This is a genomic window from Paenibacillus sp. MDV22-iso6 (assembly GCF_058408365.1).
Genome location: NZ_JBZVDZ010000002.1, coordinates 484979 through 503719, shown reverse-complemented (window position 1 = coordinate 503719; position 18741 = coordinate 484979). Strand labels below are relative to the sequence as shown.

19 protein-coding genes are annotated in these 18741 nt (G+C 45.5%); 3 read left to right on the top strand and 16 right to left on the bottom strand.

All coding sequences use genetic code 11. The features are described 5' to 3' along the window. Positions 1 to 238: 238 nt before the first annotated feature. The 11 genes from AC4PM4_RS08495 to AC4PM4_RS08445 form a co-directional block, all read right to left on the bottom strand. Positions 239 to 1612 carry an ABC transporter substrate-binding protein gene (locus tag AC4PM4_RS08495; protein WP_063564461.1) on the bottom strand — a complete coding sequence of 458 codons (1374 nt, stop codon included), beginning with the start codon at positions 1610 to 1612 and terminating at the stop codon, positions 239 to 241. 293 nt (positions 1613 to 1905) lie between these two features. After that, positions 1906 to 2727: a carbohydrate ABC transporter permease gene (locus AC4PM4_RS08490; protein ID WP_064640050.1), complete on the bottom strand. Its 822-nt coding sequence runs from the start codon at positions 2725 to 2727 to the stop codon at positions 1906 to 1908. Beyond that, on the bottom strand, positions 2724 to 3590 hold the full coding sequence (locus tag AC4PM4_RS08485; protein WP_371129256.1) for a carbohydrate ABC transporter permease: 867 nt from the start codon (positions 3588 to 3590) through the stop codon (positions 2724 to 2726). Before AC4PM4_RS08485 ends, AC4PM4_RS08490 begins: the two co-directional genes overlap by 4 nt. 498 nt (positions 3591 to 4088) lie before the next feature. Next, the gene (locus AC4PM4_RS08480; protein WP_491613340.1) at positions 4089 to 5906 is read right to left on the bottom strand and encodes an APC family permease; all 1818 of its coding nucleotides are present in this window, start codon (positions 5904 to 5906) and stop codon (positions 4089 to 4091) included. Positions 5907 to 6190: 284 nt separating this feature from the next. Further along, positions 6191 to 7042, bottom strand: coding sequence for a rhamnulose-1-phosphate aldolase (gene rhaD / locus AC4PM4_RS08475; RefSeq protein ID WP_063564465.1), 852 nt, complete (start codon positions 7040 to 7042; stop codon positions 6191 to 6193). A 389-nt stretch (positions 7043 to 7431) separates the two neighbouring features. After that, a complete protein-coding gene (locus AC4PM4_RS08470; RefSeq protein WP_491613339.1) occupies positions 7432 to 7953 on the bottom strand; it encodes a GNAT family N-acetyltransferase in 522 nt (173 codons plus the stop codon). Positions 7954 to 8187: 234 nt separating this feature from the next. Then, complete coding sequence (locus tag AC4PM4_RS08465) at positions 8188 to 8475, bottom strand: hypothetical protein (protein WP_090808113.1); 288 nt, start codon at positions 8473 to 8475, stop codon at positions 8188 to 8190. 178 nt (positions 8476 to 8653) lie between these two features. Then, positions 8654 to 9142 (bottom strand): DinB family protein, encoded by a 489-nt coding sequence (locus tag AC4PM4_RS08460; protein WP_491613337.1) that lies wholly within the window; start codon positions 9140 to 9142, stop codon positions 8654 to 8656. A 26-nt stretch (positions 9143 to 9168) separates the two neighbouring features. Next, complete coding sequence (locus tag AC4PM4_RS08455) at positions 9169 to 10080, bottom strand: helix-turn-helix domain-containing protein (RefSeq protein WP_491613336.1); 912 nt, start codon at positions 10078 to 10080, stop codon at positions 9169 to 9171. Between the two features lie 221 nt (positions 10081 to 10301). Next, positions 10302 to 11270, bottom strand: a complete 969-nt coding sequence (locus AC4PM4_RS08450; RefSeq protein WP_491613335.1) for an alpha/beta hydrolase — start codon at positions 11268 to 11270, stop codon at positions 10302 to 10304. Positions 11271 to 11298: 28 nt separating this feature from the next. Further along, a complete protein-coding gene (locus tag AC4PM4_RS08445; RefSeq protein ID WP_072734317.1) occupies positions 11299 to 12363 on the bottom strand; it encodes an LLM class flavin-dependent oxidoreductase in 1065 nt (354 codons plus the stop codon). Positions 12364 to 12628: 265 nt separating this feature from the next. On the opposite strand from AC4PM4_RS08445, the gene AC4PM4_RS08440 reads away from it, so the two are divergent. The 3 genes from AC4PM4_RS08440 (at position 12629) to AC4PM4_RS08430 (ending at position 14633) form a co-directional block, all read left to right on the top strand. Further along, entirely contained in the window at positions 12629 to 13213 is a 585-nt protein-coding gene (locus AC4PM4_RS08440; protein ID WP_072734318.1) for a TetR/AcrR family transcriptional regulator, read from the top strand. Between the two features lie 209 nt (positions 13214 to 13422). After that, complete coding sequence (locus AC4PM4_RS08435) at positions 13423 to 13686, top strand: DUF2642 domain-containing protein (RefSeq protein ID WP_064640066.1); 264 nt, start codon at positions 13423 to 13425, stop codon at positions 13684 to 13686. A 374-nt stretch (positions 13687 to 14060) separates the two neighbouring features. Continuing rightward, positions 14061 to 14633, top strand: a complete 573-nt coding sequence (locus tag AC4PM4_RS08430; protein WP_090953139.1) for a hypothetical protein — start codon at positions 14061 to 14063, stop codon at positions 14631 to 14633. 172 nt (positions 14634 to 14805) lie between these two features. Here AC4PM4_RS08430 and AC4PM4_RS08425 read toward each other — a convergent pair whose 3' ends face one another. From AC4PM4_RS08425 to AC4PM4_RS08405, 5 genes are all read right to left on the bottom strand, one after another. Then, entirely contained in the window at positions 14806 to 15858 is a 1053-nt protein-coding gene (locus AC4PM4_RS08425) for a flavin-containing monooxygenase (RefSeq protein WP_491613417.1), read from the bottom strand. A gap of 199 nt (positions 15859 to 16057) precedes the next feature. Further along, on the bottom strand, positions 16058 to 16294 hold the full coding sequence (locus AC4PM4_RS08420; protein WP_063564476.1) for a hypothetical protein: 237 nt from the start codon (positions 16292 to 16294) through the stop codon (positions 16058 to 16060). A gap of 91 nt (positions 16295 to 16385) precedes the next feature. Then, on the bottom strand, positions 16386 to 18017 hold the full coding sequence (gene groL / locus AC4PM4_RS08415; RefSeq protein ID WP_063564477.1) for a chaperonin GroEL: 1632 nt from the start codon (positions 18015 to 18017) through the stop codon (positions 16386 to 16388). Between the two features lie 73 nt (positions 18018 to 18090). Then, positions 18091 to 18372, bottom strand: coding sequence for a co-chaperone GroES (groES, locus tag AC4PM4_RS08410; protein WP_024630746.1), 282 nt, complete (start codon positions 18370 to 18372; stop codon positions 18091 to 18093). Positions 18373 to 18600: 228 nt separating this feature from the next. Further along, entirely contained in the window at positions 18601 to 18735 is a 135-nt protein-coding gene (locus tag AC4PM4_RS08405) for a hypothetical protein (protein WP_256336542.1), read from the bottom strand. Between the last annotated feature and the right edge of the window lie 6 nt (positions 18736 to 18741).

Here is an 18741-nt window from a genome sequence, read left to right as displayed (position 1 = left end):
GAGTAACTTAAACTGACATAATAAAGATGTGGATCTCTGTATTCGACATATATTGCTAGATATCCCTATAGCCAATTCGCCTTAAAACGAGTTTGTTCAAGATCTTTTCACAGCAAAACGATGCGACAGTCAGGGTTGACCATCGCATACGTCTCACTCGTTATGAAATCCTAAGTTAAGCCATACATTTCAACTTTGCTATATCCAGCCTAAAGTTTGTCCTATTTCAAGAAATAAGTTACTTCTTCACCGTGCTGTTATACTGCCCAATCTTGTCTGTAATTTGCTTCGCTGCTGCATCCAATACGTCTTGCGGTGTACCTTGTCCATTCAGAACTGTCTCGATCGCTCCTTCGACAATTTGACGGGCTTCGGGGAATACACCCATTACAGCCCCGGATGTTGCTGTCGAATCAGCGGAAGCGTGTAATTGGTCGACTGCTGTCTGGAATTGCGGGTACTTCGCCATATTATCCTTTAATACTTGCTCATCGTAGGCTGCTGTCGTAATAGGGAAGTATCCTGTCGCAACACTCCAGTTGGCTTGTACCTTAGGTGTAGCCAGGTACTTGATAAACTCCCAAGCGGCTTGCTGTTGAGCTTCGGATTTGTTGTTCATAATATACAAGCTTGCGCCACCAACAACGACGCCGCCTTCTTTGGCATCTGCTGGACGTGGCAGGAAGCCTGTTCCCAGCTCAAACTTGCCACCAGCACCCTCTACAATTTTGCGCAATCCAGCGGTGGAATCCAGCGTCATACCGATTTGCTGTGCGGTAAACGCAGCGGTCGTATCGTCAGTGCTGCGTCCCAGATTAGAGACGGTTTTCTCGTCCATCATCTTTTTCCACCATGTCAAAGTCTTCACACCAGCTTCGGAGTTCAGCATGGATTCAGTCGCTGCACCGGTTCTTCCGTTACCATTGTTTACATAATCTGCATTCTGGTTCGCAAAGAACTGTTCCATAAACCAGCCATAGATGGCCATGGATGCACCTGGTTTACCGTCTTTCGCCAGTGCTTTAGCTGCTTGCTCAAACTCTTCATATGTCTTAGGCGGGTTCTCCGGGTCCAGACCAGCAGCTTTGAACATATCTTTGTTGTAATACAGAATCGGGTTCGATGTGTTGAACGGCATCGCATTTAATTTGCCATCGATGGTGTAATAACGGATGATATTGGGCTCCAATTGGGACAGATCGAACTTATCTTTATCGATAAATTGCTGTACCGGCGTAATCATGCCCGAATCGATCATGAACTTGCTGCCGATCTCGTACACCTGGATAATATCCGGACCACTGTCCGATCCCATGGAAGCTTTGAGTTTGTTCAGGCTCTCATCATATTTCCCTTGATAGATTGCCTTCACCTGAATGTCCGGGTGACTTGCGTTGAAATCGGAAGCGAGTTGATTAATGGCTTTCTCCCCTGCACCCGACATCGAATGCCACCACGTCAGTTGTACCGGTTCAGCAGCTGCAGCATCTGCCTGCGCTCCGCCCGTTGTGCTTGTTGTTTCGGTTTTTCCGCCACAAGCGGACAATACCAGCATAAGTGCAGCCAACATCAATGCAAATGTTCCTCTTTTTTTCAAACGAAACCCGATCATAATCGCTCTCCTTTTTTTGGGGCTCACGTCACAATAAGTGCTTTAATTTCTGCAAGGTGGCCGTTATGGTTACGAATCGTTCTTTCGATCGCTGTTATCACCGGATTTTTTTCATCTCCCTCAAAGGAGAAAATCCGGTGATAAAGGCGAACGCTTCGCTTCTACAGAATCGATTTCGTCCCCTCCACTGCTTTTGCAGCCTTTAAAGAACTTATTTCAAGAGTGAGGCCTTGTTTATTCGCTCCTGGGTATCCAAACCACTAACCCGTTAAATCCATACACTTTTAACTTAATCAACCCTTCAGCGCGCCTGCGGCCATACCGCGGACAAGCTGTTTCAAACCGAAGACCAGAAGCAGCAGCGACGGTAAAATAACAAGCGCTGTGCCGGCAAACACCAGATTCCATGCTGTGGATTCCTGGAACTCCAGCATCGAGATCCCGATCTGTACCGTCCTCATCTCTGGAGTATTTGTAACAAGCAGTGGCCACAGATAGGAGTTGTACATGCTCAGGAACGAATAGATTGCCAATGTTCCAAGTGCCGGGCGAGACAATGGCAGGACATGGGACACAAAATACCGGATATGCCCACAGCCATCGATCTTCGCTGCTTCAAACAGTTCCTTGGGCAGCTGCATGAAGAATTGTCTCAGCAGGAATGTACCGAACGCTGTTGCCAGGAACGGAATGGTCAGTCCCTGATACGTATCGAGCCAGCCCCAACTGCGCACCGTCAGATAGTTCGGGATCATGGTGACTTCCCAAGGAATCATCATCGTCGCCACAAACATGCTAAAGATGACGTTCTTGCCTTTAAACTCCATTTTCGCGAATGCATAGGCCGCCATACTCGCTGTAACAAGCTGACCAAGCATCGTCAGTCCTGCCACCAGGAATGTATTGCCGATAAACGAACCAATCGGAACGATATCGAATACTTCCGTGAAATTGGACAGGTCTATCGATTGCGGGATGATATGAGGCGGATACGCACTGGCATCCTCCGGCGTCATGACCGCCATGAAAAAGGTGTACAGCACCGGATACAGTACAAGTGCCGCACAGATTGTAAGCAACACATACAGCAATGTTTTGGTCCATGGTGTCCTCATTGGTAATGCACTTTCCTTTCCACCCATTTGAACTGAATCAGGGTCAGCAGCATAATGACCGCGAACAGGATAAGCGCCTGCGCACTGCCCGTCCCAAAGCGGAAATTAACAAAGGCTTCCTGATAGATGGAATATACGAATACATTGGTGCTGTCCATCGGGCCACCACGGGTTAGAATGTTGATTTGACCAAATGATTGGAACGCACCAATGATCGATACAACTGTGACGAAAAACAGGGTTGGCGACAGCAGTGGCATCGAGATTTTGCGAAAAGTAAGTAAAGGACCTGCGCCATCAATCTTCGCGCTCTCATAAATTTCATCCGGGATGCCCTGTAATCCGCTGGATAGAATAATGTAATTGAATCCGAGATTCATCCAAATCGTCATAATGGAGATCGATATTAAGGCCCAATCCGGGCTGGTCAGCCAGGGAATTGGATCGATTCCAACTTTTCCTAATAAATAATTCAGCATGCCCAAGGTCGGATGGAACAGGAACTTCCAGATGACCGCCGATGAACCGACAGACAATACCACGGGCAGAGAGAATACAAACTGGAATATACGCATTCCCTTGAAACGGTTGTGTGTTAATGCCGCTAGAATCAGAGCTGCCAGCATGCCGGTTGGCACGGTAAACAGGACAAATAGCAACGTCACTTTCATGCCTTGCAGGAACAGTCCGGACTGGAATACTGCCTTGAAATTGTCCAGTCCCACATAAGCTGCAATCTGTCCGGTAGGGTCAGTGGAATGCAGACTCAGGTACACCGACTTGAACATCGGATAAAACAGAAACACTGCAAATAAAAGCAGCGATGGTGCCAGGAAACCATAGGCCAGCATATTCTCCCGCATCCGCTGCACACGCAGCGAAGCTGTCCGGCGCTGACTTGTACCCCATACGCGCCGTCTGGCAGCAGGCAAGCCGATCCGGTTGTCAAGCTCACTCATCGGATTTTCTTCCCCCTTGATCTACGCATTCGGTGTGTGAACTTCATCACCCACATTATCTAGTGTAAAAGCCAACTGTCACAGCAGCATCCGTTCTGAATCAACGCAGCGTTAATCGTGGACAAGCGACTTTACCAAACAAGGGATGTTAAATAGACTTCATGACAAGCTCAGCAAACAGCAAAAAAACCGCAAGAACTCCCTTGATTCGGGAACGTTCGTGCGGCTTTATGTGTTAAGGGAAGATGAACAACGATTAGATATCAACTCAATCAATTTAACAGAAAACTGGATATTTAATGTTAACGCAAAATTTCCGGTAGAGAATCCCAAAGAAAATGGATGGCATATAAGCATATAACATACTCTTTTCATGCCATTGGCCAGTGTAGACGAAGCCTTTTAACGATTGAGATGATACGGCACAGTCGTGACAATCACGTCTTTGTAATTGATCAAATAAGCGCGGATCATGAAGCTGGTCTGGTTGTGTAGTACATTTTGCCACCAATGCTTGGTGATGAACTGTGGAATTAGAATCGTGATATGGTCCGTCTCGGCTGTTTTCCATTCCACGGTATCAATGAACTTCTTGAGCGGTCCCATAATACTGCGGTATCTTGATTTAATGACAACCAGGCGAACGCCAGGGTTCCACTCTTCCCACTTCTGCTCCATCTTGCGAATGGCTTCATCATCGAACCCGATATACAAGGCAACCACGTGATCTGACATCGTCTGGGCGTAAGAGATTGTATTCATGACCACCCTTGTAATGCCAGCCACCGGAATGACGATCGTATTGCCCTTTCTCACGGGTTTCTCCAGCTTGATATCAATCCTCAATTCATCCGCGATGTTACAGTAATGACGGTGAATGCGCATGAACACATAAACGACGAGTGGCAGGAAAATAAAGATAACCCATGTTTGTGTGAACTTGGTGAATATAAAAATCAATGTAATCGACAGTGTGGTCAGCATACCAATCGTATTGACGAGCAGCTTCACACCCCATCCGGATGGTTTGACTTTGATCCAGCGAATCATCATGCCCAGCTGCGACAGGGTGAATGGAATGAACACGCCCACCGCGTAGAGCGGAATCAAGCTTTCCGTATTTCCTTTGAATCCAACAACCAGCAAGGCAGACATCACACTGAGAAAAATAATACCGTTCGAGAAGCCAAGGCGGTCTCCTCTAACCATAAACATATGTGGCATATATTTATCCTTTGCCATCATGAAGGACAGCAGCGGGAAAGCAGAATAGGCCGTATTCGCTGCCAGGAACAGAATCAAGGCCGTTACACCCTGAATAATAAAATACATCGTACCCCTGCCAAATGTCGCTTCGGCAATCTGGGAAATGACTGTGGCTTTCGGATCAGGCTTCACCCCGTAACCATAAGCAAGTAACGTAATCCCGATAAACATGGTTCCCAGAATACATCCCATAAGCTTCAAGGTTCCTGCTGCATTTTTCTCCGCAGGCTGCTTGAAGTTCGGAATGGCGTTACTCACCGCCTCAACCCCGGTCAAGGCCGAACAACCCGAGCTGAATGCCTTCAGCAGCAGAAACAGACTCACATGAGACATACTCGTTCCGAATTCTGGGGCCGCAGCTTCCATGCCACCAGCCAGAAATTTGATACCTCCGGAGATAATCAGAATCGCAATCGAAAAGATAAACAGATATATGGGGATCGCCAATACGGAAGCTGATTCCGTCACCCCTCGCAAATTCATAATAGTCAGAAATACAATCATGATCAGTGCAATGACGATGCTGTAATCATGAAGCATTGGAAAGGCAGATGTAATCGCATCGGTCCCTGCGGACGAACTTACAGCAACAGTCAGAATATAATCGACCAGCAAAGATCCTCCGGCAATCAAGCTCGGAGCCGTGCCGAGATTATCCTTGGCTACGATATACGCGCCGCCTCCTGTTGGATAAGCAAAAATCGTCTGGCGGTAGGAAAAAATTAAAATGACGAGTAATCCCAACACGGCGATGGAGATTGGAACAGAGTACCACAAGGCGGCGAATCCGGCCGCAACGAGCACCAGTAAGATCTGCTCCGTACCGTAGGCAACGGACGATAGTGCATCGGAGGACAGGATGGCAAGTGCCTTCCATTTCCCCAATTTTTCTGCATCCAATTCAGCCGATTTCATAGGCTTGCCTATTAAGATTCTCTTCATTTTGCCAAGCATGATCATAACTTCCTTCCGTCTTTCATCTGTGAAGCATTGTTATTATGCAAAATCGCCGAGCCATTGACAATACGTCATTTCACCCGAATTTCGCCAGCGTGTGATAATGCATTCTACGATTCAATAATCGATAACAAAGCCGCGCTTTATCAGTTTTTTGAACGTTTTTGAACCAAAATGGCGTTTGTTCGCCGAAAAAAAGGAAATGGCCTTCGGTTTAATAAACCAAAGACCATTCATATTAGGCTGTGTTGTAGCTCTTTCTTTTATACGATTTCGATCCGTCAAACTTCTATGCCCAATATACCAGGACGTGGAGTGACACCGAAAGCTTGGGCCAATGTAGCTAGCTGCTCATCCGTAATTCTCTGTCTGATCTCATGACCTGCAACCAGCATATACACTTGAGCCGCTTTCTCAATAGTCTCAATGAGGCCAAAGGCTTCATCAATCGTTGTACCTGTTCCAAAAATCCCATGCTGCGGCCAGATGACCGCATGGTATTCCTTCATTTTCTCAGCCGTTTCCCGTCCAATTTCATTCGATCCAGGCACCATCCACGGAATAATACCAACACCGTCAGGAAATACGACAACGCATTCCGTACACATCTGCCACAGCGTCTTTGTAAATTTCATTTCATCCAACTCATGTATAAAGGTCATCGCCAGCACATTGGTCGCATGGTTGTGCATCACAACCCGGTGTTTCGAGTCGACTTTCAGACGTTCGATATGACTCATAAAATGCGTAGGCAATTCACTCGTTGGGTTCGCTCCCGACTTTAGCCCCCACAGCACTTCCAGCTCCTGTCCATCATTCGATACTCGTAGCAACCCCAGATTGCTCTCCGGATCAGCCAGTACATTTTTGAAATATTTGCCCGAAGCAGTCACAATAAAATACTTGCCTGCCAGCTCATGCATCGAAAATGCTGGTTTGATCTTGCGGATCACATGGTTGATATCGATATATTTGGCAACTTCCTCTTCCCCCAGCAGATAGCTGACATTGCCACCATTGCGTTCATCCCACCCGTTTTTCCACATATGTTGAGTAATCTCCGCCATCTCACGAACAAATGGGATATGGAAGCCCGCAGCCTGCGTTGTTTCATTGGTAAGGGTCACGTTCATCATCATTCTCTCCTCATGATAAAAAATAGAATGCCCATCACGTACATAGTAAGTTCCTTTTTTCACATTCATTATACCTTTGTTTATCTTTATAAGTCAATAATACACAGCGTTATTTGCTTTATTTATTTTTGTTTATGTTTGTTTTGTGTATATTTATAAAAATAAGCAAAAAAAATACCTCACCGGCGTCCGGCGAGGTCAGTCACACATCTATCTAACACGAGAAGGGGTTTACAAGAATTATCTTACCTCTGCTACCTTAATAGAAGCTGAAAATGAAATAAAAAAACGATGAAAACCCCTTTACCAAAAAATGACGGTCACCGCTGCTATCCATCCATTTATGCTATATATTTAAAGACGTTGTGCTGCATTTTGGAACATATTTATTCCTTTTTCAGCAAATAGGACGGGTGCATCAGTCCTGTCGGTTCATAACGCTCATCCCGTACATACTCAAAGCCCAGCTTGGACAGCATGTGACGTGACACTACATTATCCGGATGATGCCCGGCAAACAACGCTTTAGCCTTCAGTTCGCCAAATACATAGTCAATCACCGCCCGTGCCGCCTCCATGGCGTAGCCCTTGCCCCAATGATCCCGGGTTAGATGAAATCCCAGTTCATATATCTCTTTTTCCGGAGAATACGGGCGCAAGCCACAGCAACCAACAAACACTTCCGAATCTTTCTCAAAGAGTGGCCAGTATTGCACTCCCACATCTTCTTGCCTTTTTAATTCCTGAGTCAATCTCGCTTCCACTTCATCCTCGCTCAGAAATCCTTTGCTGCTAATCCACTTCGATACCTCATGATCTCCCCATAGAGCGGAAGCCAGAGCACGGTCTTCTTCATTCCATGTCGAGAAAACAAGCCGCTCGGTTTCAAGAAACGTTGGTCTTTTCATCGTCCAATAACCTCCTGTTTCACAACATCAGTCTTCATTCTGTTCCTAAATATAAATTACTCGAATGGTAGCCTATGTAAACAAAAATTTGATCTAAACCTATTATATCACTGGGGTCGCACATACAATTTCTGAGGCTGTTTCTTGATTGAATCGATATGATGTATCCATAAAAAAAGAAAAGCCTCTGCCGACAACATGTCCGACAGAGGTTCACAAAGCACGCTACATTCATTAGAAATCAGATGTCGCGATTTGAATCGTGCCTGTTGAAGCACCTGCCGCAGTAGTCAGCAGTGCAGCTACGAGCAGCAAATCAACAGACAACGTAAGGCTGTTGCCAGCTGGGATCATATACGTGATCACTGGAGCGTTAACACGAGTCACAACCAGATCTACCGGGGCAGTACCAAAATTGTTCACCGTGATGCTGGCATTCGTGCCTCCAGCGAGGTTTTCATAATACGATTTACCCACGCTTGCATCTAAGGCATAAAATTGTTGCGGTAAAAGGATGGCCATGGAAATCACCTCCTTTTGCTTTGATACAGTATTCTATGTTTGGAATCTATTAATGTAACGGTAAAATGACCGTGTGATAACGTCCATTTTAATAGAGACGCTAGAATACTAGACACAAAAAAAAGCCCCGCCAGTCATTAGGCGGAGCTAATTACACAAAACTCATATTCTAAGATTTTTAAGCATACAGCATGAAAAAGTTCAACTCATGCCCCTGTTGTTTGAGGTAATTATACAACTGTGAACGGTGATGGAATACGTGAGTTAGCGTTTCAATCTGCCATTGAGCCTGCAAATGACCGTGCTCCATATAAAAAGCTTTGGTTGAGCGGTTCAACAGATCTTCTTCGCTGAGTGATACAATATAAGCTTTGTAGGCCTCTAAATTGCCCCAAAGTGTTGCCTCCAGTTTTTCAATACCCTCGATCCCTGACAGGGTATTCTCTACCACACCAACCTCGGCTTCGCTCTTCTCCTGCATAATGGCAAGGTCCGATGCCGTGATCTGAATAAAATGATGGACCAGTTCCACCAGTGAACGCATATTGTCCTGCGGGCGGTATGCCCAATCCTCTGGACGGATTAGGCGGATCAGACTCGCCCCCGTACGTACTCCCGTCTCCAATTCATTGAGCAGATGATCCCGAATTTGCAATGTTCCATTCATATATGATATCTCCTTTACTATTATTCTCACGATCTCAGTATATCTGAAGGGGCAACCGACTTATTGTACAAATCGGACAACCTTTGTTGATACTCCTTGGCAGCGGTCAGCGGGGTTTCCCCATAAAACTTGCGGAATTGACGAATCAAGTGGGCTTGGTCAAAAAAACCATGATTCAGGGCCAGCGCTACCCCATCCGCCGTATGCCCCTGATGAATACTGCCCAGGACACGATGAAAACGAACCACCTCACTGAATCGCTTCGGACTGATTCCGATCCATTCTGCAAACTTCCGATGCAGCTGGCGTTCACTGACAACTTCTCGCATTGCCAGCTCACTGACGCTCATACGTCCCCCATCGATAAAGATGCGATGCAGCGCGTTTTTCATCAAATCATTCTCGTATGTATTGGTTTGCACGGATAGTGGACTCAGATAGGCATTCATAACCTGTACCCGTTCTTCAAAGGTTCTTGTTCCAGCTATCCGCTCCTGAAGCTCACTTAACCTGACTGGCCAACATTCCTCAAGCGGAATTCGCATGTCCGTAAATCCTTCCAATGGCAAACCATGAAAGACGTACGCCCCACCCGGAAAAAAACGTACGCCAAATGTGTAATCTGCGGAAGGACTTACATCGGATGCCTCGGACACAGCAAATGGATGCGTATAATTGCCACAGTATGCATAGGAATGAGCCGAACGGACCGAGTCGTATGTAATCAGCATGTCCGTGCAGCCATCCGGTAATACCCGAGCGGGCACTGATATAGGTTCCTGATCTTGCTCTCCTGTGTGCGGAATAGAACCGGATTCCCAATAACAGGCTACATGAGCCATTAGGGAAATAGAAGGTATTTGTTCAATATAATACGTGTTCCGATCTGACCCATTCATCTGAATGGGTCTGAACAGCGGATGCAGGCTGGGGTCCACGAACTATCCCTCCGTTACTAGCATTTATGTATTTATCTATCATACCATCAACCGATGAAATGAAGAAAAAAAGTACCCCGCCGGACGATCCGACGGGGCTAGTCACACATCTATTTAACACGAGAAGGGGTTTACAAGACTTATCTTACCCCTGTTACCTTAACGGAATCTGAAATGAAGATGAAAAGAACATCAATTTTTATGGGCAACACAGGAGACATTTATTGCTCCCATGAAGGATTAAGTGCTCTAGCCATGGCACGGATATAATCCTGACTAGCCCGCTGGCTAACTTCCGCATCAGGCACAAATACTTCGAAGCAGTGATAAGCACCAGGATACAGGTGCATTTCGACATCCACTCCCGCTGCCGCAAGACGTGTCACATATTCAATAGTTTCATCTCGAAACAGATCAAGCTGGCCAATACACGTATACATTGGGGGTAGCCCTGCCAGATTTTCAGTTCTTGCTGGGACAGCGTAAGAAGGCATGTTGTGTTCTTCGTTCTCCCCCAATCCCTCCATCTCTCCTCCAAGGTACATACTCCATGCCTCCAGGTTATTCGTCCGATTCCATGTGGCATTTTGTTCCGTAATTTCGTGGCTCGAAGCCGAAATATTCCGATCGTCCAGCATCGGGTACAGCGGCATTTGGAAGATCAGGCTCGGCCCACCTTTATCGCGGACCATTTGTGCAAGTGCTGCAGTCAGTCCTCCACCTCCGCTTGCTCCCGCAATTGCGACCCGGCTAAGATCAATACCGAGCGACTCTGTTTCGTCCGTCATCCATACCAGACCTGCATAGCAGTCATGAAGGGCAGCTGGATAAGGATGCTCAGGAGCCAGGCGATAATCAACCGATACGACTACACAGTGAGCCGCTTGTACAAAGCGCTCACATAACGCATCATCCATATCCGGATGTCCCAGCACATAACCTCCTCCATGAATCCACAGCATCGCCGGCAGCTTATCTCCAGTACGCTCAGACGGTTCATATAGTTTGACCAACATGTCTCCTGCTGCCCCAGCAATAATTCGATTTTTGGTGCGTACGTCGTTCGATTTCACAATTGGTGGGTTCACGAGCATCGCCCGGCTAACCTGCAATACCCCCTTCAAATTAAAGCCCGGAAACTGGGTCAATGCATCTCTTAATTCAGGTACCACCCGATCTACAAAACTCATATGCAATTCCTCCTTCAGTGTATGTTCTTTATGCTCTTTGTCCATTCTCAGCTTCCCACTCAGCCAACTCTGTGCGCACTCGAGGTGCCACCTCTGTTCCGAGCAATTCAATCGCTCTCATCACCTGATCGTGTGGCATCGTGGCAATCGGTACGTACATCATGAAACGTGTAATGCCCACATTCTTGCGAAGGTGAATGATCTTTCGGGCAACCGTCTCTGGATCACCTACATACAAAGCACCGTCATGGCTACGTGCAGCATCAAAGCTGGCACGACTGTAATGTCCCCATCCGCGTTCTTTGCCGATTTTGTTCATGCCCGCCTGGGTAGAAGGAAAGAACAGATCAGCCGCCAGCTCTGTATTTTCAGCCACAAATCCGAGCGAATGCGACCCTACAGTAAGCTTCGAAGCGTCATGTCCGGCATGTGCCGCTGCCTGCTTGTACAACTGTACAAGGGGGCCAAAATTCCTTTCCGGGCTCCCGCCAATAATAGCCAACGTCAACGGAAGTCCCAGCAATCCTGCACGAACCACCGATTCCTGATTGCCCCCGCTGCCAATCCATATGGGCAAAGGGCTCTGCACAGGCCGTGGATATACGCCCAGATTATGTATTGCAGGTCTGTGCCCACCTCGCCAGTTGACTATTTCGGACTTTTGCAGGTTAAGCAGCAGTTCCAGATGTTCATCGAACAGCTCATCATACTCACCTAGCTCATATCCAAACAAAGGGAATGATTCGGTAAAGGAACCCCGCCCTGCCATAATCTCCGCACGTCCATTCGAAATGCCATCCAGTGTGGCAAAATCCTGGAACACACGTACCGGGTCAGCAGACGAAAGTACCGTTACTGCACTAGTCAGCCGAATACGCTTGGTCAGGGATGCAGCTGCGGACAGCACCATCGCTGGGGAAGAAGCCGCATAATCTTTACGATGATGTTCTCCTACGCCAAATACATCCAACCCCACCTGATCGGCAAGCACGATTTCTTCCACCACTTCACGCAATCGCTGTGCGTGACTTATGACCTCACCTGTCCGAAGATCGGGTGTCGTCTCCACAAAAGAAGTAATTCCTATTTCCATAACTGATTTCTCCTTATTCAAAATTGGACTATCACTACTCGTAAAATAAATTACCGATCGGTATGTTATTTAGGTAGTTAATATATCTCAGTGTTTCTCTTACTGTCAATTTATTTATTTTGATTAAATATGTATCTCATTTCTTAAATAAATCATCAAAAAGACGTTGGTTTGACAAATTATTGAGAGTTATATATTATATATCATACTGATGAGTACGAAATATCTATACTTGAGAAAATATAAGTAACAAGGAGTATTTATTATGGCGAGAACTCGCGAATTTGACGAAGAGAAAGTGCTGGATGCAGCGATGCAGCTTTTTTGGGAAAAAGGATATGAAGCCACTTCATTAAGTGATCTGACTTCAAGAATGGGCATCCAAAGACCCAGTATATATTCCACTTTTGGAGATAAAAGAGAACTGTTCGAAACTTCGCTACGGAAATACACGATGGCTCGTGCCGCAGAGATGCGAACCAGACTGGCGGGTATTACATCGGTTAAAGAGGCCTTTCGTACTTTTTTTGCAGAAATCGTGGACGAAGAATACAACGCAGAGCGACTCAGTCGTGGATGCTTTTGCATCAATACGATGGTTGAGCTTGCACCCCATGATGAGAAATTTGAAATTCTCACCCGGGAACATCAGATGTACCTGTCGGTCATCTTTCAAGAAAATATTGAGCGGGGAATGCGATCAGGGGAACTTAACCCCTCCCTGGACGCTAAGGCTGTCGCGCAAGCACTTATTGTATCCCTAATTGGACTGACCGTTTTCATGAAGTCCCGTCCCAATCGTTCATTTATAGAAAACTCGATTCGAGTCACACTTTCCTTGCTGGATTAAGTCCAAGTGATGATAAGAAAAAATAGCACTGCTGGCTAAAACGCCGGCAGTGCTTCATTCATTTCACTGTAAACTTGACCCTCTGCGATTGGCTGACAAACATAATACCTCATTCGGATTTTCCAAAAGTATATACTTTGGTCAAACGCCCAGTCGTTCGCGTGGGCAATCGCATAGGATGCCGTATAAATGATTTGGGAGGTTTTTTCTTGAATAATTATCAAATGATGCATCCAATGGCTAACTCACATTATGTGCCCCATATGCCCCATAACATTGTCGTTCATCCAGTGGATCATTGCGTAGTCGAAAGTCTAATGTCCCTGGTGGGAAAAGTGGTTATCCTGGAAACGACTCGCGGTAGACTGGATGGATGTGTGGTCGCTGTTAAACATGACCATGTTGTACTAGAGGAAAGAAATAGAAAATTCTTCGTGCGCATTGCCGAAATCGTCTGGATTATGCCTGACTAAATACCGATTGAGGGCTAACGAACCGAACGCCTCTTAACAGGGGGATTAGACCACACTTAAGAGATGATTCCTGTACTGCACAGGGGTCATCTTTTTTCGTCCGCTCGCCTTCGCTGTTCATATTTTTTTAAAGAGACGAGTACAGGTTTAAAGTTTCTCGAAGGAACATTATAATGAGAGTACGAAATAACGATGCATTACGAGGTGAGAATTTGCAATATCTGTTTACAATACTATTCATCCTAGGCTTTATGGCTTTCTTCGTATTTATTGTTTTGATGGTCTTATCCATACGAAAACATAACCGGATACCGATAAAGCATGTTTTGCTAACGGCGGCATGTTTTGCAATTGCTTCGATAGGAATGTATGGTATGCTGGCTTTACCTTCAAATCCTCCGCAATCATCTGGGACAGATCAGACGGAGAAACAAGAATCTGGCGCTGTTACAACAGAGGAAGATCACGCACCTCTAACTCAAACGAATGCCTCTGGCTTCCATATGACAACGGAGGAATTCAAAAACAAGTTTAATGGCGCCGTGGGCAAATACCGACTAAATGGTTTGAGTATTACCCGCTTGGATATGAAAGACTCTTCCGAGCAGGGCACTGGCGCTTTCGAGTATGTATTCAATGATAAATTACGATTGGTTGGTACATTAAATTCAGATCAAAAAGTACAAGAAGTCAGGTTGTACGAGAATGGTGATGTCAGCGAACCAACGGGTGGAATCTTTTTGACCGCTATCGCTACACTCATTCTGACAACCAATAGCGAGTACACGTATAATGATGCGCAAGACGTGATTCAGGATATCGGCATATTGGATCGCGATGTAAGTCAGAGTAATTTTGATGGAGCAACGGTTCGAAATGGATTTGAATATCGCTTCAGCATACAGGATCATGATCACTCTACTTTTGAAATAACTGTTGCGAAATAAGACCCAATGTGTAAAGAGGCCGCTCCATGAAGGAACGGCCTAACGTGTGATATGTACTGTTTGGATAGTTCAGTGTTTGTAATTGTGATCTCCTCTTTTTAGGAATATACCCAAAAATGTGACTTATGATATTCGCTAATCATCCCTAGCATCTGCTCTAGCATGATGTGTCTTACCTTTGAATCACATGATTAACGATTCTCTGAGCATCGTATTTAACCCATCCCAACAGTGCTGAACCTCGTGATGTTTGCCAAGGCAGCCCTACAAAATATAGTCCAGCAACCGGTGATACTCCTCTCTCGTGTAAAATTTCACCTTGGGAATCAAAAGCAGTAGCGATATCAATCCAATCATCATTTCGTTTAAACCCAGTAGCCCAGATAATATTGTCTATTGGTGCCTCACTCCCATCCTCATATAGGATGCGGTTATCTATTGCATTTATAGCACGTGGACGCTTGTTAACTTTCCCTTTAGTGATCAACTCTTTTAACTCATAGCCATATACGTACTCAGGCTGATTTCGTAACCATTTTCCGACCATACGATCTGCACTTGCACGTAATACTCCGAGCTTTTCGAAATACCAGAATATACTTCGTTTCATGATATGCAAAGGTCTAAATGTTATATTTCGAGCTATGGATATGTATACGGTTTGTCTATCATCTGATGCTAACTCTACAGCAATTTGGGCGCCTGAATTCCCTCCGCCTACGACTACTGTTGTTCCAGGAAGCAATTGAGAGCGGTTTTTATACTCTGATGAATGAAGTTGAATTACATTCTCGGATAATGATTTCGCAAAATGAGGAACATTCTTGGTCTGGAAAGGTCCCGTCGCAACGATAATATTGCGCGCTTCTATCATTCCATCATTGGTTTCAGCATAGAACATCTCATCTCGTTTCGAGAGACGAGAGATTGAACAGTTTAACTTTATTGGAAGCTCCATTTGTTTAGCATAGTTTTCAAAATAATCTGCAATTTCATCCTTGCTTGGCAGGCTATTTTTATTTCCACTAAGAGGCATTCCGGGTAATCCGTCATACATTCGTGGGGTAAAAAGACGCAAGGAGTCGTACCGTTTACGCCAAGATTCCCCGACAGATGAGACAGCATCAACGATTAAAAAGGTTAACCCCGACTGTTGAAGATAGTAACCTGCCGCCAAGCCTGCTTGCCCAGCCCCGATAACTAATACATCATACATATGTATCATCTCCAATATCGCTTATGTATCAATATATGAGCAATTATTCATATGTTTATTTTAATTAACTACTGTCTATTTAGCAATAGTAGAGACTATCATCATACTAATCAAAATTAAAAAGACTCCCTCACGGGAGCCTTTACTCATTTAATCCTAGTTTACTTGTAACGTATCTTTAATGCTATTCCTAATATGCTGGTTAGTTTTACCTGGTGTATTGATCGATGTCATCAATCGCAGTTTGATGCTCTCTTCTATGATGATCTTCATGCTGTCGAACGTCGTTCTTTAACTTGGCTAAGAACCCCCATCCCATAAATACAAGTAAAAGTACGGTAATCAGCGCATAAGCAAAGCTATATAGATTCATATAGAAGTTGATAAAAATTGCAGCGAGCATCAAGCCCAGAATCCACAATGTCCACTTCGTACCCTTTCTCAAATGATTTCCTCCCTCGATCTTAGTAAATGAAAAAAGGCTCCCTTTCGGGAGCCTTCATCTATCGGCATTACAAAAGGTTTTTACACCTTTCTTACATCATGCCGCCCATTCCACCCATACCGCCCATGTCAGGAACGCCAGCAGCGCCTGCAGGTTCTGGTTTGTCAGCGATAACCGCTTCAGTAGTCAGGAACATTGCTGCTACGGAAGCAGCGTTTTGCAATGCATAACGTGTTACTTTCGCAGGGTCAACGATACCCGCTTCGATCATATTAACCCACTCGCCAGTCGCAGCATTGAAGCCTACGCCAGTTTGTTCTTTTTTCAGACGTTCCACGATTACGGAACCTTCTTCGCCAGCGTTAGCTGCGATTGTACGGATTGGTGCTTCCAAAGCGCGCAGGACGATGTTTACGCCTGTTTGCTCGTCACCGGACAGGGCTACGCCTGCAACCGCGTTGTATACGTTCATGAGCGCTGTACCACCACCGGATACGATACCTTCTTCAACCGCAGCGCGAGTTGCGTTCAGGGCATCTTCGATGCGCAGTTTGCGTTCTTTCAATTCTGTTTCAGTAGCCGCACCGACTTTGATTACTGCTACACCGCCGGACAATTTAGCCAGACGCTCTTGCAGTTTCTCTTTGTCGAACTCGGAAGTTGTTTCTTCCAGTTGCGTACGGATTTGGCTTACACGTGCATCGATATCGGATTTGTTACCAGCACCGTCAACGATGATTGTGTTTTCTTTCGTTACACGGATTTGACGAGCTGTACCCAGTTGTTCCACAACAGCGGATTTCAGGTCCAGACCCAGTTCTTCCGTGATCAATTGGCCACCAGTGAGGGCAGCGATATCTTGCAGCATTGCTTTACGACGGTCACCAAAGCCAGGAGCTTTAACAGCTACAGCGTTGAATGTACCACGCAATTTGTTCACAACCAGCATCGCCAGTGCTTCGCCTTCGATATCTTCAGCGATCAATACAAGCGGTTTGCCTTGTTGAACGATTTTTTCAAGCAATGGCAAGATTTCTTGCGTGTTGGAGATTTTTTTGTCTGTGATCAGGATGTACGGGTTGTCCAAAACAGCTTCCATTTTGTCCGTATCCGTGATCATGTATGGAGAGATGTAACCGCGGTCGAATTGCATACCTTCAACCACTTCCAGCTCTGTAGCGAATCCACGGGATTCTTCAACAGTGATAACGCCGTCTTTACCCACTTTTTCCATAGCTTCAGCGATCAGTTCGCCTACTTCTTCGTCAGCTGCAGAGATCGCCGCAACTTGTGCGATGGATTGTTTGGTTTCAACTGGTTTGGAGATGGATTGCAGTTCAGCTACAGCAGCTTTAACCGCTTTGTCGATCCCTTTACGGATACCGATTGGGCTAGCGCCTGCAGTTACGTTTTTCAAACCTTCTGTGATCAGCGCTTGAGCCAATACAGTTGCAGTTGTTGTACCGTCACCGGCAACATCATTTGTTTTGGTTGCTACTTCTTTAACCAGTTGTGCACCCATGTTCTCGAATGCATCTTCCAGTTCGATTTCTTTAGCAATCGTTACACCGTCATTCGTGATGAGCGGGCTTCCGAATTTTTTCTCCAGAACCACGTTACGGCCTTTAGGACCGAGTGTTACTTTAACTGCATTAGCCAATGCGTCCACACCACGAAGCATGGAACGACGAGCGTCTTCACTGAATTTAATGTCTTTAGCCATGGTAAGAAAACCTCCCTAGTATATTGTGTAAAATAGTGTTGCTATATGGTTCGGTTAACCGATTAAATTTGAATTAGTCGAGAATCGCGTGAATATCGCTTTCTTTCATAATCAAATATTCTTTACCTTCGAACTTGATTTCTGTACCGGCATATTTGGAGAAAATAACGCGATCTCCTTCTTTCACTTCCAGAGCTACACGTACTCCGTCTTTCAATACTCCTGCGCCAACAGCAATAATTTTACCCTCTTGCGGTTTTTCTTTAGCGGAGTCCGGAAGTACGATCCCGAAAGAAGTTGTTTGCTCTTGCTCCAGTGGTTCTACCAATACGCGTTCACCTAAAGGTCTGATCATGAAAAATAGCCTCCTTTTGAAATTATATAACGTTACATTGTAGGTTGTAGCCATATGTATTAGCACTCGACAGTGTTCAGTGCTAACAACCAACTTTATGATACTTCAACTTGAAGCATGATTTCAAGTCCTTTTCATGAATTCCTACGAGATTTTACGTTGTATTTACACCAACCCAGCCAAAAAACTCCCGATTGGCCTGCGTAAATGCCATAATACCTCATTAACTTATTCCACAGAATCCGTAAGTCCTCCTGCATCGTTCTCAGGCAACCCTTTTCCATTGTATCCATTGTTGAACATAATATGCCTGCTTGTCCCGTCCATCAGAATATATAACCGTAAAAGTTTGTCGCCCTTCATCTCCCG

Coding starts and splice junctions, on each gene's coding strand:
- AC4PM4_RS08495 (WP_063564461.1), bottom strand. CDS start 1,612: ATGATCGGGTTTCGTTTGAAAAAAAGAGGAACATTTGCATTGATGTTG.
- AC4PM4_RS08490 (WP_064640050.1), bottom strand. CDS start 2,727: ATGAGGACACCATGGACCAAAACATTGCTGTATGTGTTGCTTACAATC.
- AC4PM4_RS08485 (WP_371129256.1), bottom strand. CDS start 3,590: ATGCGGGAGAATATGCTGGCCTATGGTTTCCTGGCACCATCGCTGCTT.
- AC4PM4_RS08480 (WP_491613340.1), bottom strand. CDS start 5,906: ATGCTTGGCAAAATGAAGAGAATCTTAATAGGCAAGCCTATGAAATCG.
- rhaD (WP_063564465.1), bottom strand. CDS start 7,042: ATGAACGTGACCCTTACCAATGAAACAACGCAGGCTGCGGGCTTCCAT.
- AC4PM4_RS08470 (WP_491613339.1), bottom strand. CDS start 7,953: ATGAAAAGACCAACGTTTCTTGAAACCGAGCGGCTTGTTTTCTCGACA.
- AC4PM4_RS08465 (WP_090808113.1), bottom strand. CDS start 8,475: ATGGCCATCCTTTTACCGCAACAATTTTATGCCTTAGATGCAAGCGTG.
- AC4PM4_RS08460 (WP_491613337.1), bottom strand. CDS start 9,142: ATGAATGGAACATTGCAAATTCGGGATCATCTGCTCAATGAATTGGAG.
- AC4PM4_RS08450 (WP_491613335.1), bottom strand. CDS start 11,270: ATGAGTTTTGTAGATCGGGTGGTACCTGAATTAAGAGATGCATTGACC.
- AC4PM4_RS08445 (WP_072734317.1), bottom strand. CDS start 12,363: ATGGAAATAGGAATTACTTCTTTTGTGGAGACGACACCCGATCTTCGG.
- AC4PM4_RS08440 (WP_072734318.1), top strand. CDS start 12,629: ATGGCGAGAACTCGCGAATTTGACGAAGAGAAAGTGCTGGATGCAGCG.
- AC4PM4_RS08430 (WP_090953139.1), top strand. CDS start 14,061: ATGCTGGCTTTACCTTCAAATCCTCCGCAATCATCTGGGACAGATCAG.
- AC4PM4_RS08425 (WP_491613417.1), bottom strand. CDS start 15,858: ATGATACATATGTATGATGTATTAGTTATCGGGGCTGGGCAAGCAGGC.
- groL (WP_063564477.1), bottom strand. CDS start 18,017: ATGGCTAAAGACATTAAATTCAGTGAAGACGCTCGTCGTTCCATGCTT.
- groES (WP_024630746.1), bottom strand. CDS start 18,372: ATGATCAGACCTTTAGGTGAACGCGTATTGGTAGAACCACTGGAGCAA.
- AC4PM4_RS08405 (WP_256336542.1), bottom strand. CDS start 18,735: ATGAAGGGCGACAAACTTTTACGGTTATATATTCTGATGGACGGGACA.